Source organism: Bradyrhizobium sp. SK17 (assembly GCF_002831585.1).
GTDB lineage: Bacteria > Pseudomonadota > Alphaproteobacteria > Rhizobiales > Xanthobacteraceae > Bradyrhizobium.
In genome coordinates, this window is sequence record NZ_CP025113.1 from 5,224,234 (window position 1) to 5,237,840 (window position 13,607).

The window sequence follows — 13,607 nt, forward strand, 5'->3', positions numbered from 1 at the left end:
ACCATTGGGATTTGTGTGACGGGTCCGACCTTACGCGAGGCTGAACGGGGCTGACGCGGGCGGACCCGCGCCATGACGCTCGAGATGAAACTACGGCGTGCGGTCCGCAGTGACGAGGCGGGCTTCCTTCACGACCGTCTTGTTGCCGGCGCTGCGCAGGCAGGAGGCCTCGAAATTCGGCCAGGCCTGCTGCGAGCAGTCCTTGCCGACGGCATGGATGTCGAGGCGATCGGCCTTGGCGAGCGGCTGCGGTGTGGAGGCTTCGACCTGAGGCGCAAAGCCCGGAAGAACGGTGAGCGCCGCGGCAATGAACGCGGCAACAGCGATAGCGGAAAGTGCCTTGATCATGACGGTCCCCATATGATCGGGCCCCCCGGGCCCGTCGTTTCGTTGTCCAAGATCTACCGGCCGCAAGTTTCCTGGTGTCTTCGCCACCCCGGAAAATGGTTTCGTCGCCGGCCGGTTTTGTTTCATCGGCCAGTGGCCGACGAAACATTCACCCCGTAGACGCTGCCACCCCGGGGCTGGTTCGCTGGGTCAGTGGAAATTTATTTCAGAGCAGCCATGGAACTCGGGCGGCTTGCCGGGGCGGGCCGGGCGGGTTAGGAGGGACCATGTCCCGTATCGCGCTCTATCCCGGCTCCTTCGATCCCGTCACCAACGGCCATCTCGACGTGGTCCGGCAGGCCGTCGGCCTGTGCGACCGCCTGATCGTCGCCATCGGCGTCCACCCTGGCAAGAAGCCGCTGTTTTCCACCGAGGAACGGCTGGCCATGGTCCATGAGGTGTTCGGTCCGATCGCCCAGAAGGCGGGCTGCGCCTTCGAGAGCGCGACCTATGACAACCTCACGGTCGCGGCCGCACGCGCGGCCAAGGCCACCATCATGATTCGCGGCCTGCGCGACGGCACCGATCTCGATTACGAGATGCAATTGGCCGGCATGAACGAGGCGATGGCGCCCGAGGTGCATACCGTGTTCGTTCCGGCGTCGGTCGGCGTCCGCCCGATCACCGCCACACTGGTGCGCCAAATCGCCCAGATGGGCGGCGACTTCTCTGCATTCGTGCCGTCATCAGTCGCCGCTAGCCTGAAGGCCAAGTTCGCCGGTTGATCCCGGCGGCCCGCCATATCCAGAACGTCCAGAGATCCGGAGTTTCCATGATCCGCATTCTTGCATTCGTTGCCGCGCTGCTCTGCGTCGTGCCCGCGGTCGCGCAGCCGCTGCCCGCCAATCTCGACAAGGCCAATGCGATCGTGATCGACACCACCAAGGGCCGCATCGTCATCAAGCTGCGCACCGACATCGCGCCGAAGCACGCCGAGCGCATCAAGCAGCTCGCGCGCGAGGGCTTCTACAACAACGTGCCGTTCCATCGCGTGATGGATGGCTTCATGGCGCAGACCGGCGACGGCCAGAATTTCAACGGCACCGGCGGCTCGAAATATCCGAACCTGAAGCAGGAGTTCTCTCAGGTGCCGTTCAAGCGCGGCATCGTCGGCATGGCCCGGCGCGGCGACAGCGTGGACAGCGCCAATTCGCAGTTCTTCATCATGTTCGCCGACGGGCCGAGCCTCAACGGCCAGTACACCGTGATCGGCGAGGTGGTGTCGGGCATGGATGTGGTCGACAAGCTGAAGAAGGCGCCCGCGGGCTCGCCGAGCGGCAGCGTCACCGATCCGGACAAGATGGTGAAGGTCCAGGTCGCATCCGACATCAAGTGATCCATGATGGCGGCGCGCAGCAGACCACTCGCCTGGTTCGCCGCGCCGCTGCCGGTGTGGCTCGCGCTGGGCGGATCGGCGGTGGCCCAGCCGGAGCAACTCGATACGATCAGGGACGTTGTCCTTGCCATCCACCGCTGCTGGCGGCCGCCGCCGGCGGACAAGGCCGGTCCGATCGACATCACCGTGATCGTCAGCTTCAACCGCGAGGGCGCGATCCTCGGTCATCCCAGGATCAGCTATGAATCGCAGGAGGCGACCGACAGTGACCGGATCGCATACCGGGTCGCGGTGATGGAGGCGTTGCAACGCTGCACGCCGTTGCCATTTACCGAGGGCCTGGGCGGCGCGGTGGCTGGCCGTCCCTTCGCGATCCCGTTCAGGAACAAGAAATATCCACCCCGAAGCCAGGAGAAGCGAGCATGGCTGCTACCGAAAATACTCTGATCCTCGAAACCACCCAGGGCCCGGTCACGATCGAGATGCGGCCGGACCTCGCGCCGGGCCACGTCGCGCGGATCAAGGAGCTGGTGCGCGAGGGCTTCTACGACGGCATCGTGTTCCACCGCGTGATCGACGGCTTCATGGCGCAGACCGGCTGTCCGCAGGGCACCGGCATGGGCGGCTCCGGCAAGAAGCTGAAGGCCGAATTCAACAAGGAGCCGCATGTCCGCGGCACCGCCTCGATGGCCCGCGCCGCCAATCCGGATTCCGGCGACAGCCAGTTCTTCATCTGCTTCGACGATGCTTCCTTCCTCAACGGCCAGTACACGGTCTGGGGCAAGGTCACCGAGGGCATGGAGAATGTCGACAAGATCAAGCGCGGCGAGCCGGTGAAGGACCCGGACAAGATCGTCAAGGCGCGCATGGCCGCCGACGCCTCCTGATCAACCGAGCGTCATTCCGGGGCGATGCGCCCCGGAATGACCGCGTTCGAGTAGCCAACGCGCCGATGCGCACCGACCTGTTCGACTTCGAGCTTCCGCCCGACAGCATCGCGCTCCGCCCCGCGAGCCCGCGCGATTCCGCGCGGCTGTTGGTGGTGCATCCGGACGGCGTGCTGCGCGATGCCACGATCGCCGACCTGCCGCATTGGCTGGAGCCGGGCGATCAGATCGTCGTCAACGACACCAAGGTGATCGCAGCCCAGCTCAAAGGCCGCCGGATCGGACGCGAGACCGAGCCGAAGATCGAGGCGACCTTGATCAGGCGGCTCGACGGTTCGCGCTGGCAGGCGCTGGTCAAGCCGGCCAAGAAGCTCGGCCCCGGCGACACCATCCGGTTCGGCAATGAGGGCAAGGTCTGCCTGCTCGGCCATCTCGATGCGACCGTCGAGGCGAAGGGACAGGAAGGCGAGGTGACATTGTCATTCTCGTTCCGCGGCCCGGCGCTCGACCAGGCGATCGCCGATGTCGGCGCCACGCCGTTGCCGCCCTACATCGCTTCCAAACGCACGCCTGACGACCAGGACGTCAGCGACTACCAGACCATGTTCGCCGCCAATGAGGGCGCGGTGGCGGCACCAACCGCAGGGCTGCATTTCACGCCGGCGCTGGAAGCCGCGCTGCGCGCTCGCGGCGTCGCGCTGCATCGGCTGACGCTGCATGTCGGGGCGGGGACGTTCCTGCCGGTCAAGACCGAGGAGACCTCGGAGCACAGGATGCATGCCGAATGGGGCTGCATCACCGCCGCGACCGCGTCCGCCTTGAATGCCGCGCGTGCCAATGGCGGCCGGATCGTCGCGATCGGCACCACGTCGATGCGGCTGCTGGAGAGCGCCACCACACCGGACGGCGAGGTCCAGCCGTTCGCCGCCGAAACCTCGATCTTCATCACGCCGGGCTATCGCTTCCGCGCGGTCGATATCCTGCTGACCAATTTCCACCTGCCGCGCTCGACGCTGTTCATGCTGGTCTCGGCTTTCTCGGGCCTGGAGACCATGCAGGGCGCCTACGCCCATGCGATCAAGAGCGGCTACCGGTTCTATTCATACGGTGATGCGTGCCTGCTGTTTCGGGCAAAGAGTTAGGTCCGCAAGCACAGCCATTTCACCGTCACCCCTGAGGAGGCCGCGTAGCGGCCGTCTCGAAGGGCGACGGCCCCGACCGGGGCCGATGCATCCTTCGAGACGCGCTTCGCGCTCCTCAGGATGACGGGTTTGGCATCGCCCCGTCGTCCCTCACGCCATCGCGCGTTCGGGCAACAGCTCGGCGATCTGCACCGCGTTCAGCGCGGCGCCCTTGAGCAGCTGATCGGCCGCGACGAACATCGAGATCGAGTGGCCCGAAGGATCGCTCAGATCCTTGCGGATGCGGCCGACCAGCACGTCGTCCTGGCCGGAGGCGTCGATCGGCATCGGGAAGTAGTTCTTGGCGCGATCGTCGACGATCTTGACGCCCGGCGCCTGCGCCATGATCGCGCGGACCTGGTCCTCGGTGATCGGCTTCTCGCATTCGAAGGTGATCGCCTCGCAATGCGCGCGCAGCACCGGCACCCGAACGCAGGTGACGCCGATCGCGATCTTGTCGTCCTCGAAGATCTTGCGGGTCTCCTTGATGACCTTGGTCTCCTCGTCGTTGTAGCCGGTGTCCGGATCGACCGCCGTGTTGTGGTTGAACAGGTTGAAGGCGTAGGGATGCGGCATCACCTTCGGGGTGAAGACCTGTCCGTTGAGATTGGCGCGGGTCGATTCGACGAGCTCGTCCATCGCAGCCGCGCCGGCGCCGCTCGCGGCCTGGTAGGTCGAGATGATGACGCGCTTGATGCGGTTCTTCTGGTGGATCGGCCACAGCGGCACCAGCGCGGTGATGGCGGCGCAGTTCGGGTTGGCGATGATGCCCTTGTGGTCACGGATGCGGTTGGCGTTGATCTCGGGGATCACCAGCGGCACGTTCGGGTCCATCCGGAAGGCCGAGGAATTGTCGACCACGACGGCGCCGGACTTCACGGCGAGCGGCGCGAACTTCTTCGAGATGCCGCTGCCGGCCGAGAACAGCGCGATGTCGACGCCCTCGAAGGCGCGCTCGGTGAGCTCCTCGATCACGACCGGCTTGCCGCGGAATTCGACGGTCTTGCCGGCCGAGCGCGCGCTGGCCAGCGCCTTCAGCCTGCCGACGCGGAAGCCGCGCTTGTCCATGGTGGCGATGAATTCGGCGCCGACTGCGCCGGTGACGCCGACAATCGCGACGACGGGATCGTTACTCACTTTGTCCTCCATTCAGGATGTGTTGGATGTGATGCAGGCAATAAAAAAGCCCCGGACCTTCATCAGGCGGGGCTTCGGCTAGAGATGGTGCGGTGGTTCGACCGACTACGCGCGCACGCCTCCCGAGGCCCCGGAGAGCTCAGTGGTTTTGGTCGTGCGTTTGGTCGCGGTGATCATGGTCGCGACTTATGCGGGAGAGATCGGCGGCCGTCAACGGCTTTCAGGCGAAATTCTGGCGGCGCTCGCGCGGACCTTACCGCCTGCGCGCAGCCGGCGGCTCGAGGATGACCTCTTTCAGGTCGCTGCCGGCAAGCACGACGATCACGAAATTGAGCTTGCCGCGTTCGCGCATCAAGCCGCCGCTGATCGCCTTGCCCGAGGTCGTGTGTTCGGCGACCCGCACCGCATCGGCGAGGCGATGCCGGAGCGCCCGGAGCACGGCGAGATTGCTGCGGTCCTCGGCACCGAGCGACGTCAGCGGCGAGGCGGCCTCGCCACCCACCACTTCGCCGGTCGCCGCATCGATGGTGTGGCGCCAGATACGGTCCTGCTGCATGGTCTTGACCCGGTAGACCGCGGGAAACGACGCGCCGTCGAAACTGATGTCGGCGGTGATCGCACCGGCATGCAGCGCCTCGGCGATCGCCATCGCCTTGCGCAGCGAGATCTGGGCGGCCTGGAAGCTGTCGAGCTCGCGGCGCACCGCATGCACGTCGAGCGCGCTGTCATCGTCCTGCGGGGTGAGCGCGGCGGCGGCCGAGCTCGTGATCGCATGGGCCGGCGACGCCAGCGGCAGAGCCAGCAACGCGGCCGCCAGCAACCATGTCCCGAATCCCCAATGTCGCGATGCGCGCAATCGTCCTGTCCTCATCGTCGAACCTGTATCGAAACTGAGCTCGCGCGTTGCCCGCGCTGTCGAGCGGCCGCGTGGGGCCGAGAAAGTGCGGCCGACCCCAGTTAGTCAGAGGTCAGCCGCCGAACGTTCAGACGGAGCGATGGCGGCAGCTCCGTCGTGACGGTCGAAGTTTACAAGGTGACGCGAAATCCGTTGGGGGGCTGAACTAGGGTTTCGTGTCTCTTTGCAACTAAACAATACGGTTTCGTTCTGTTTATTCAAGGCTCATCACGGCAACGTGTAAGACGATAAAATGATCCAAAAATACCGTTCAGCGCGCCGGCCTGCGGCGTGGCTTCGTCGCTTCCTTGGTCCCTTCCTTGGCCATGCTGCGGAGCCGGTCCCGCGGTCCGACGGCGCCAGCCAGAAACAGCCGGATCGAGACTTCCATCCGCGTTTCGGCGGCCTTCATGTCGATCGGAATCCCGAACGTCGCCATCCGGTGAGTGTGGCCGACCACCATGTTGAGGAAGGTTTCGGCGGCGATCGTGGTGTCCTCGAGATCGAGCACGCCCTTGTCCGCCAGATGGTCGAAGAAACCCGCGGTCGTTGACACGGCTTTCGACCAGCCCTCGTCGACGGCGAGCTTGGCGACCTCGGGGAAATTGATCGCTTGCGCGGTGAGTATCCTGCTGAAGGCGATGGAATCGGCGCTGCAATTCAGCACCAATAGCTGGCGGCCGAGTTCGATCAGCCGTTCCTCGGCCGAGCCGTCGCAACTTCCGTCGCCGCGCGCTTCGGCTGCTGCGGCGGCGAGGGGGGCCAGCCAGCGGGCGATCTCGCGCCGGAGCACCGCGGTGAACAGACCGCGCTTGTCGCCATACTGTCCATAGACGGTAGGTTTGCTGACGCGGGCGGCCTCGGCCACGGCGTCGATCGACGTCGCATCGAAGCCGCGCTCGAGGAACAGGCGGGTGGCGACCTCGATCAGCCGCTGGTCGCGCTCGATCGCAGCATCCCGGGTCGGCCGGCCGCCGCGCGACTTGGTCACGCTGCGTTTGGCCGCTTTGGCCCTGGTTGCCGTCAATCCCATTGCCCATTCATCTCGTTGTGCGTCGGACGGGTCTGTCCGGGTCTATAACCCGGGCGGTGCGGATTCGTCCATGTGGCGGTACCGTGGGGCGCCGTTTCAGGGCGGCGTCGCGGTCCAGGCGTGCCCCGTGGCGGCCTTGTCGTAGCCGTACTGGTAGAGCGCGCGCATATAGGCGGTGTCGAAGCCCTGCGTTTCCGGCGCCGGATAGTCGCGCTCGATGTAGGACAAATGGAAGCCCAGCCGGTTGCGCCGGGCGAAATCATAGGTCGACAGGATCACGGAGCGGGTCTGCGCCTGCGTGATCGCGGAGATGCTGCGCGAGGCGACGTCGATCGTCGAGTTCGACACCAACTCGAAATTGCCCTCGAGCTTCTTGTTGACGAGAATGTAGATGTTCATGCGGCCGCTGGCCGGCCAGGCGCGCTCCCGGAACATCAGCGCGTCCGGCAGCGTCAGCACCGGCGCGGTGACGCCGCCATCGACATGCATCTCCTGGAAGCGGCGGCCCTGGCCCTCGGCGTCGATCATGATCGGTGGAAACACCAGCGGGATCGAGGCGGAGGCGGCCATCACGTCGCGAAACAGCTGCAACGCCTCAGGCGTTCCGACCGCGGCGATCCGTCCCATGTCCCAGATCACCGTGCGCTGGGTGTCGAGGTCGGTGGTAACGATCAGGAGCTTTCGGCCTTTGGCGTTTTCGCGCGCCACCTCGCTCAGGATGTCCTGGCCGACATAGCGCGCCACCAGTTCGCGCAGCCGCTTGTTGCCGAACAACCCGGAGCCGAACAGCACCCGCATCAGGCTCGGATCCTGCAACAGGCTTTCCGCGATGCCCGATGTGTAGACCTCCCTCAGCGTGTCGTCGTAGCGCGAGCCCAGGAAGGCAAAGGGGGCAATCAGCCCGCCGGTGCTGACGCCCGAGACCACCGAAAAGGCCGGACGGTTGCCGGCCGCGGTCCAGCCATTGAGGATGCCGACGCCATAGGCACCGTCGGCGCCGCCGCCGGAGAGTGCGAGATAGGTCTTGATCGGGGCGAGGTCGTTCTTCTCAGGCCGGAATTTCGACGCCGGCTCGTCGGCGTAACGGCGCAGCCCGTCGAGATCGAGCACCCGTGAGTTGGCGGCATCCGCGGCCGTGTAGGGCGTCCGCGGCAGCGAGCTGCACGCCGCCAGCGCGACAGTGAAGCCGCACAGCAGGATCAGTTGACGGATCGCGCGAACCAAACTCATCCGATGGCGGATGCCGTCAGGCCGGGTGGCGGAGGGTGGCAACATCTCGCTCGGTCAGGTTTCGCGCGGATCGCAGTCGCAGCGGCAAGTTCCGCCGCCTTATTGTTGACATAAAACGATACGGTTTCGTTTTGTTTAACCCAAGGCTGGTTCCACGGCAAGCTTTGGAGCGGCCCACCGCGTTCACGAAGTCGCGCGAGAGCCGTTATCGGACGGGTTGATCGGGTCCCGGCGACACGCAATAAGCAGCCGCATGAATCCTCCCAATCATTTCGAGCTGCTGGCAACCGACGGCGCGGCCCGCACCGGCCGCCTGACCACGCCGCATGGCGTGGTGCGGACGCCGGCGTTCATGCCGGTCGGCACATCAGGCGCCATGAAGGGCATGCATTGGCGCGAGGTGCGCGATGCCGGGGCCGATATCGTGCTCGGCAACACCTATCACCTGATGCTGCGGCCGGGCGCCGAGCGCATTGCCGGGCTGGGCGGCCTGCAACGTTTCACCGGCTGGGGCGGCCCGATGCTGACCGATTCCGGCGGTTTCCAGGTGATGTCGCTCTCGGAGCTGCGCAAGGTGACCGAGCAGGCGGTGACCTTCCGGTCGCATATCGACGGCGCCAAGGTCGAGCTGTCGCCGGAGCGGTCGATCGAGGTGCAGCGGCTGCTCGGCTCCGACATTGCGATGCAGATGGACGAATGCGTGCGGCTGCCGGCGGAGCGCGCCGACATCGAGCGCGCGATGCAGCTCTCGCTGCGCTGGGCCGAGCGTTCCAAGCGTGCCTTCGACAGCGCGCCGGACGGCTACATGCTGTTCGGCATCGTGCAGGGCGGCGACGTCCCCGATCTCCGACACGCCAGCGCGCGCGGGCTGACCGACATCGGCTTTCATGGTTATGCGATCGGCGGGCTGGCGGTCGGCGAGCCGCAGGCGGTGATGCTGGCGATGATCGAAGAGACCGCGCCGGCGCTGCCGTCGGATCGGCCGCGCTATCTGATGGGCGTCGGCACTCCGGAGGACATTCTGGAAGCCGTGGCGCGCGGCGTCGACATGTTCGACTGTGTGATGCCGACACGGAACGGACGGCACGGCATGGCGTTCACCCGTTTCGGGCAGATCAACCTGCGCAACGCCCGGCACGTCGACGATCCGCGTCCGCTCGACGACGAGAGCCCGTGGCCGGCGGCACGGAGCTATTCGCGCGCCTATCTGCATCATCTGGTGCGCGCAGGCGAAACCCTTGGGGCAATGCTGCTGTCCGAAATCAACGTCGCCTATTACCAGGAGCTGATGCAGGGCATCCGCGACGCGGTGGCGAACGGCACGTTCGAGGACTTCAGAACGAAAACGCGCGCCGGATGGGCGCGCGGTGACATCGCTCCGAGGTGAGCGTGTGTGATCAGTTGCACACGATCGGCTTCACCGTGTGCTTGGTGACGAACCCGTAACCGCAGGTGTCGCACGTCCAGAGATAGCTGATCAAATTGTCATAAAGGTACGCGGACGCTTCCGCGGCGATCATCGAGTCCGCGCACACCGGACAGGTCGGCAGATCGCTGCCGCGCGGATCGGGCTTAGACGCGACGGTCGACAGAACCTCAGCAAGAGCTGGCATCGTGACCTCCTTTGCGTTCTGAGCTGCACCTTACGAAGGCATATAGTCCGATTTGTTTGACCTTGTCGCAACACAAATGCGTTGGTTTTACGTTATTTACGCAGGTTCTGATTTTGCGGTGCAGCGAATTCGTGCCGCGGCGGTTTCTCACTTGCGCGTCATGATGCGCTGCTTCTAATGAGAGAAAGACCGCATTCCCGGCACATTCCGCGACAGGAGCCGCCTGATGGACGCGACATCGACAACGAGTGCAGTGCAACCCGGACGCGGACGCGTCTTTGACTCCATCGTCGATGCGATCGGCTCGACGCCGGTCGTGCGGCTGCGCAGGCTGCCGCAGGCGGGTGGCGTCAACGCCACGATCCTGGCCAAGCTGGAATACTTCAACCCGGCGGCCAGCGTGAAGGACCGCATCGGTGCTGCGATGATCGTGGCGATGGAGAAGGCCGGCATCATCAACGCCGACACCGTGCTGATCGAGCCGACCTCGGGCAACACCGGGATCGCGCTCGCTTATGTCGCGGCGTCGCGCGGCTATCGGCTGAAGCTCGTGATGCCGGAATCGATGTCGATCGAGCGGCGGCGGATGCTTGCATTCCTCGGCGCCGAGATCGTGCTGACGCCGGCCGCGCAGGGCATGAAAGGCTCGATCGCGACCGCGGAAGAACTGGTACGCACGACGCCGAACGCGGTGATGCCGCAGCAGTTCAAGAACCTCGCTAATCCCGAAATCCATCGCCGCACCACCGCCGAGGAGATCTGGAACGACACTGGCGGCAACATCGACTATTTCGTCGCCGGTGTCGGCACCGGCGGCACCATCACCGGGGTCGGGCAGGTGCTGAAGCCGCGCAAGCCGTCGTTGCGGGTCGTCGCGGTGGAGCCGGAGGAGAGCCCGGTGCTGTCGGGCGGCCAGCACACGCCGCACAAGATCCAGGGCATCGGCGCCGGCTTCGTCCCCGACATTCTCGACCGCGCCGTGATCGACGAGATCGTCAAGATCAACAGCGCGACCGCGATCGAGACCTCACGCGCGCTCGCACGCAACGAAGGCATTCCCGGCGGTATCTCATCGGGCGCCGCGATCGCGGCGGCGCTGCAAATCGGCAAGCGGCCGGAAGCTGCGGGCAAGACCATTCTGGCGATTGTGCCGTCATTCTCGGAGCGCTATCTCTCGACGGCGTTGTTCGAAGGAATCTGAGACACAGGAATCCAGGATATGGCCGATCAGCCGAGGCGACCGCGAACCCTGAACGATGCCCGCAGCGAAGCCGAGGCGGCGTTCAAGCGCGCCACCACCAAGGTCGCTGACGCACCGCCCAAAACCGTTGCGGTCCCTGGTGTCCGCGAACAGGTCACGCTGCGGATCGATCAGGATGTGCTGGAGTATTTCCAGCAGGGCGGCCCCGGCTGGCAGGACCGCATCAACGCGGCGCTGCGCAAGGCCGCCGGCAAGTAACGCGTCCGAGACAAGGGAGCCCGGGATGCCCCCCGGGCTGTTCGTCGTGATGGTTGGGCCGGTGGCCCCGATGCGTCACGATGCGCGGACCACCTCGCGCGCGCCGGGCCTCAAGTTCAGCAGGTTGCCGGCCAGGATCATCGCTGCGCCGAGCACGGTGAATGCGTCGAGCCGCTCGGCGTAGATCAGCCAGCCGACGATCGCCGTCAGCGGCACCCGGATGAAATCCATCGGGATCACGACGGTCGCATCGGCGTGGAGCAACGCGCGCGCCATGCAATAATGCGAGAAGGTGCCGCAGAACGCGATGACGGTGAGCCAGCCCCAGGTCGAGAGCGGCGGCCAGGTCCAGACATACAGCGCGGGCCCGAGGCTGGCGAGCGACTGCACCACCAGCATCCAGAAGATGATTGCAAGCGTCTGCTCGGTCCGCGTCAGCGACTTCACGATCGCGACCGAGATGCCGAAGCCGACCGCGGCGGCAAGCGCGATCAACTGGCCCGGATTGATCGCGCCGGTCGCCGGCCGCACGATCACCAGCACGCCGACCAGGCCGAGCACGATTGCGACGACCTTCCGGGACGTCATCCGCTCGCCGAGGAAGCCGGCCGCGAGGATCGCGGTCCAGATCGGCATCGTGAATTCGATCGCGACCACCTGGCCGATCGGAATCAGCGTGAGCGCAAAGAACCAGCCCAGCTGCGCGCAGAAGTGGATCAGGTTGCGCGCGATGTGAACGTGCACGCGTGCGGTCTTCACGACGGCAAAGCCGCCATTCATCCGGATCAGCGGATACAGCATCACGAAGCCGAGCACGCCGCGAACGGCCATCAGCTGGAAGACGTTGACCTCGCGCGTCGCCTCGCGGCCGGCCACCGCCACGACCAGCATCATCGCGAGCCAACCGGACATCCAGAGTGCTGCGCGGGTCTTTGAAGGCGTACGGTCCATGGCGGGAGATGAGCAGGGAGGGATTTCCCGTATCGGCGAGCTGAAGCGAATTTGCAACGCTCAATTCCGCCGACGTGGTGATGTGCCCGCTGCGCGATCGATGCTAAGCAGGGCCGGAAGAATCCAATCAGGAGGATCTGCTCATGCGTGTGTTGCAACCGGCCGAATGGTCGAAACCCCGCGGCTTCTCACATGGCGTCGCATTCGACGCCCCGGGCCGTTGGATCGTGCTCGCAGGGCAGACCGGCGGGGATGAGAAGGGCGAATATCAGCCCGACATGGCCGGCCAGGTCGGCACCGCGCTGAAGCGCATCATCAAGCTCCTCAACGAGGCCGGCGCCGGTCCCGAGCACATCGTCCGCCTGACCTGGTACCTGACCAGCCGCGCTGAATACGAGGCTGCGGGCGCCGGCATCGGCGCGGCGTGGAAGGAGACGCTCGGGCGCAATTTCCCGCCGTCCACGCTGCTCTATATCGATGGGCTGGTCGATCAGCGCGCCAAGGTCGAGATCGAGGTCACGGCGTTCGTGCCGGCCGCATAGCGCGGCCGAGACGCGCGTGGCGATCGCGATCCAATCAGCAAAAAAGCCCTCGGGGATGACCCGAGGGCTTTTCTTGTTGGAGTAGCGATCGACTACTTCGTCAGCGTGATGTTGGCGCCGCGGAACTGGCTGTCGGCCCTGATCGTGACGGCCTGCTTGTTCCCGGTGGTGCGCATCGCGATGTCGGCGTTGAAGCCGGGGGCGCTGGCCACGACCTGGAAGTTGCCGCCGCCGCCGCGGCCCTGCAACGAGCCGCTGACGTTGCGGCTGGACTCGCTCCAGTTGCCGCTGACCGAATTGCCCTCGGCTTGCACGTCGGCCGCCAGGTTGAACTTGTAGGCGTCGCTGGCGCAGGTGAGGCTCATGCTCATCCTGGGGCCGCCGACATGATAGGTCGCACGGCAGCGAATCCGCTCGCTGGAGCCGTCGTCGAGCGTGACCGAGCCGCTGCCCGACCAACTGCCCGCCATGCCGGCGAACGGGCCGGACTGCGCATGGCCAGCGCTGCTAGCCAATGCAGCCGCGAAAAAAAAGGCGGCTGCTAATGCTGGCCGCCGCGCGATGCCGTAGAAGCTCGGTACGTTGGTGATCTTACTGACGGGACGCTTCCCATCGGCCGCTGCACGGTACGCCAGCTGATGCCCCATTCCACTTCCCCGATCCGGAGTTACCACTGAGTTGTCCGTTCGCATATGCACCATTGATCGAGACCCGCACAAGTCCCCCGCTGCCGACGGTTCCAGAGATCGCGGCGCCCTGTGCCGAGATCTTTCCTTCGGCAACGGTCACGGTCGAGCTTTGCGACGGTTCGCAGCTGCCGGTCTTGGTGACCACAGTGACGTTCCAGAGGCCGTCATAAGGCTGCTGAGCGGATGCGGGAGCAGCGGCGAGGGCGGCGGCCGAAGCGACCGAAGTGACCAAAATCAGGTCGCGAATGCGGATCGAACGCATGAATC

At 65.5% G+C, this 13,607-nt stretch carries 18 protein-coding genes; 9 read left to right on the plus strand and 9 right to left on the minus strand.

Annotated features, from left to right (window positions below):
* Positions 1-90 precede the first annotated feature (90 nt).
* Positions 91-348: a hypothetical protein gene (locus tag CWS35_RS23965; protein WP_024583989.1), complete on the minus strand. Its 258-nt coding sequence runs from the start codon at positions 346-348 to the stop codon at positions 91-93.
* 266 nt (positions 349-614) lie between these two features.
* Between CWS35_RS23965 and coaD the strand changes: the two genes are divergently transcribed.
* The 5 genes from coaD to queA all read left to right on the plus strand — a co-directional run bounded on the left by coaD (position 615) and on the right by queA (position 3,752).
* Complete coding sequence (gene coaD / locus CWS35_RS23970; RefSeq protein ID WP_024583990.1) at positions 615-1,112, plus strand: pantetheine-phosphate adenylyltransferase; 498 nt, start codon at positions 615-617, stop codon at positions 1,110-1,112.
* A 47-nt stretch (positions 1,113-1,159) separates the two neighbouring features.
* Positions 1,160-1,723 carry a peptidylprolyl isomerase gene (locus CWS35_RS23975; protein ID WP_024583991.1) on the plus strand — a complete coding sequence of 188 codons (564 nt, stop codon included), beginning with the start codon at positions 1,160-1,162 and terminating at the stop codon, positions 1,721-1,723.
* A gap of 6 nt (positions 1,724-1,729) precedes the next feature.
* A complete protein-coding gene (locus CWS35_RS23980) occupies positions 1,730-2,170 on the plus strand; it encodes a hypothetical protein (protein WP_024583992.1) in 441 nt (146 codons plus the stop codon).
* The gene (locus CWS35_RS23985; protein WP_024583993.1) at positions 2,146-2,610 is read left to right on the plus strand and encodes a peptidylprolyl isomerase; all 465 of its coding nucleotides are present in this window, start codon (positions 2,146-2,148) and stop codon (positions 2,608-2,610) included. Before CWS35_RS23980 ends, CWS35_RS23985 begins: the two co-directional genes overlap by 25 nt.
* A 65-nt stretch (positions 2,611-2,675) precedes the next feature.
* A complete protein-coding gene (gene queA, locus CWS35_RS23990) occupies positions 2,676-3,752 on the plus strand; it encodes a tRNA preQ1(34) S-adenosylmethionine ribosyltransferase-isomerase QueA (protein ID WP_100954116.1) in 1,077 nt (358 codons plus the stop codon).
* A 150-nt stretch (positions 3,753-3,902) separates the two neighbouring features.
* On the opposite strand, the gene CWS35_RS23995 is transcribed toward queA, so the two are convergent.
* The 4 genes from CWS35_RS23995 to CWS35_RS24010 form a co-directional block, all read right to left on the minus strand.
* Entirely contained in the window at positions 3,903-4,940 is a 1,038-nt protein-coding gene (locus tag CWS35_RS23995) for an aspartate-semialdehyde dehydrogenase (RefSeq protein ID WP_100954118.1), read from the minus strand.
* 241 nt (positions 4,941-5,181) lie between these two features.
* On the minus strand, positions 5,182-5,799 hold the full coding sequence (locus CWS35_RS24000; RefSeq protein ID WP_100954121.1) for a PepSY domain-containing protein: 618 nt from the start codon (positions 5,797-5,799) through the stop codon (positions 5,182-5,184).
* Positions 5,800-6,094: 295 nt separating this feature from the next.
* On the minus strand, positions 6,095-6,856 hold the full coding sequence (locus CWS35_RS24005) for a TetR/AcrR family transcriptional regulator (RefSeq protein ID WP_024583997.1): 762 nt from the start codon (positions 6,854-6,856) through the stop codon (positions 6,095-6,097).
* A gap of 96 nt (positions 6,857-6,952) precedes the next feature.
* The gene (locus CWS35_RS24010; protein ID WP_029879905.1) at positions 6,953-8,086 is read right to left on the minus strand and encodes a patatin-like phospholipase family protein; all 1,134 of its coding nucleotides are present in this window, start codon (positions 8,084-8,086) and stop codon (positions 6,953-6,955) included.
* 253 nt (positions 8,087-8,339) lie between these two features.
* On the opposite strand from CWS35_RS24010, the gene tgt reads away from it, so the two are divergent.
* Positions 8,340-9,473 (plus strand): tRNA guanosine(34) transglycosylase Tgt, encoded by a 1,134-nt coding sequence (gene tgt, locus CWS35_RS24015; RefSeq protein WP_100954123.1) that lies wholly within the window; start codon positions 8,340-8,342, stop codon positions 9,471-9,473.
* A 10-nt stretch (positions 9,474-9,483) separates the two neighbouring features.
* Here tgt and CWS35_RS24020 read toward each other — a convergent pair whose 3' ends face one another.
* A complete protein-coding gene (locus tag CWS35_RS24020; RefSeq protein ID WP_024584000.1) occupies positions 9,484-9,699 on the minus strand; it encodes a hypothetical protein in 216 nt (71 codons plus the stop codon).
* A 226-nt stretch (positions 9,700-9,925) separates the two neighbouring features.
* On the opposite strand from CWS35_RS24020, the gene cysK reads away from it, so the two are divergent.
* Both cysK and CWS35_RS24030 read left to right on the plus strand, forming a co-directional pair.
* Entirely contained in the window at positions 9,926-10,900 is a 975-nt protein-coding gene (cysK, locus tag CWS35_RS24025; protein WP_100954125.1) for a cysteine synthase A, read from the plus strand.
* Positions 10,901-10,918: 18 nt separating this feature from the next.
* Positions 10,919-11,158, plus strand: coding sequence for a BrnA antitoxin family protein (locus CWS35_RS24030; RefSeq protein ID WP_024584002.1), 240 nt, complete (start codon positions 10,919-10,921; stop codon positions 11,156-11,158).
* Between the two features lie 75 nt (positions 11,159-11,233).
* Here CWS35_RS24030 and CWS35_RS24035 read toward each other — a convergent pair whose 3' ends face one another.
* The gene (locus tag CWS35_RS24035; protein WP_024584003.1) at positions 11,234-12,109 is read right to left on the minus strand and encodes a DMT family transporter; all 876 of its coding nucleotides are present in this window, start codon (positions 12,107-12,109) and stop codon (positions 11,234-11,236) included.
* 143 nt (positions 12,110-12,252) lie between these two features.
* Here CWS35_RS24035 and CWS35_RS24040 point away from each other — a divergent pair, with 143 nt between their 5' ends.
* Positions 12,253-12,651 carry a RidA family protein gene (locus CWS35_RS24040; protein WP_100954127.1) on the plus strand — a complete coding sequence of 133 codons (399 nt, stop codon included), beginning with the start codon at positions 12,253-12,255 and terminating at the stop codon, positions 12,649-12,651.
* A gap of 92 nt (positions 12,652-12,743) precedes the next feature.
* On the opposite strand, the gene CWS35_RS24045 is transcribed toward CWS35_RS24040, so the two are convergent.
* Both CWS35_RS24045 and CWS35_RS24050 read right to left on the minus strand, forming a co-directional pair.
* Entirely contained in the window at positions 12,744-13,298 is a 555-nt protein-coding gene (locus CWS35_RS24045) for a hypothetical protein (protein WP_168226370.1), read from the minus strand.
* The gene (locus tag CWS35_RS24050; protein WP_080890971.1) at positions 13,243-13,602 is read right to left on the minus strand and encodes a hypothetical protein; all 360 of its coding nucleotides are present in this window, start codon (positions 13,600-13,602) and stop codon (positions 13,243-13,245) included. The genes CWS35_RS24045 and CWS35_RS24050 overlap by 56 nt, the downstream gene beginning before the upstream one ends.
* Between the last annotated feature and the right edge of the window lie 5 nt (positions 13,603-13,607).

Excerpts from the sequence above, each read along its gene's own strand:
- CWS35_RS24030 (WP_024584002.1), top strand. The coding sequence starts at position 10,919 with ATGGCCGATCAGCCGAGGCGACCGCGAACCCTGAACGATGCCCGCAGC.
- CWS35_RS23995 (WP_100954118.1), bottom strand. The coding sequence starts at position 4,940 with ATGGAGGACAAAGTGAGTAACGATCCCGTCGTCGCGATTGTCGGCGTC.
- CWS35_RS23965 (WP_024583989.1), bottom strand. The coding sequence starts at position 348 with ATGATCAAGGCACTTTCCGCTATCGCTGTTGCCGCGTTCATTGCCGCG.
- CWS35_RS24000 (WP_100954121.1), bottom strand. The coding sequence starts at position 5,799 with ATGAGGACAGGACGATTGCGCGCATCGCGACATTGGGGATTCGGGACA.
- CWS35_RS24010 (WP_029879905.1), bottom strand. The coding sequence starts at position 8,086 with ATGAGTTTGGTTCGCGCGATCCGTCAACTGATCCTGCTGTGCGGCTTC.
- CWS35_RS24005 (WP_024583997.1), bottom strand. The coding sequence starts at position 6,856 with ATGGGATTGACGGCAACCAGGGCCAAAGCGGCCAAACGCAGCGTGACC.
- queA (WP_100954116.1), top strand. The coding sequence starts at position 2,676 with ATGCGCACCGACCTGTTCGACTTCGAGCTTCCGCCCGACAGCATCGCG.
- cysK (WP_100954125.1), top strand. The coding sequence starts at position 9,926 with ATGGACGCGACATCGACAACGAGTGCAGTGCAACCCGGACGCGGACGC.
- CWS35_RS23980 (WP_024583992.1), top strand. The coding sequence starts at position 1,730 with ATGGCGGCGCGCAGCAGACCACTCGCCTGGTTCGCCGCGCCGCTGCCG.
- CWS35_RS24035 (WP_024584003.1), bottom strand. The coding sequence starts at position 12,109 with ATGGACCGTACGCCTTCAAAGACCCGCGCAGCACTCTGGATGTCCGGT.
- CWS35_RS23985 (WP_024583993.1), top strand. The coding sequence starts at position 2,146 with ATGGCTGCTACCGAAAATACTCTGATCCTCGAAACCACCCAGGGCCCG.
- CWS35_RS24040 (WP_100954127.1), top strand. The coding sequence starts at position 12,253 with ATGCGTGTGTTGCAACCGGCCGAATGGTCGAAACCCCGCGGCTTCTCA.
- CWS35_RS24020 (WP_024584000.1), bottom strand. The coding sequence starts at position 9,699 with ATGCCAGCTCTTGCTGAGGTTCTGTCGACCGTCGCGTCTAAGCCCGAT.
- coaD (WP_024583990.1), top strand. The coding sequence starts at position 615 with ATGTCCCGTATCGCGCTCTATCCCGGCTCCTTCGATCCCGTCACCAAC.
- CWS35_RS24045 (WP_168226370.1), bottom strand. The coding sequence starts at position 13,298 with ATGGGGCATCAGCTGGCGTACCGTGCAGCGGCCGATGGGAAGCGTCCC.
- tgt (WP_100954123.1), top strand. The coding sequence starts at position 8,340 with ATGAATCCTCCCAATCATTTCGAGCTGCTGGCAACCGACGGCGCGGCC.
- CWS35_RS23975 (WP_024583991.1), top strand. The coding sequence starts at position 1,160 with ATGATCCGCATTCTTGCATTCGTTGCCGCGCTGCTCTGCGTCGTGCCC.
- CWS35_RS24050 (WP_080890971.1), bottom strand. The coding sequence starts at position 13,602 with ATGCGTTCGATCCGCATTCGCGACCTGATTTTGGTCACTTCGGTCGCT.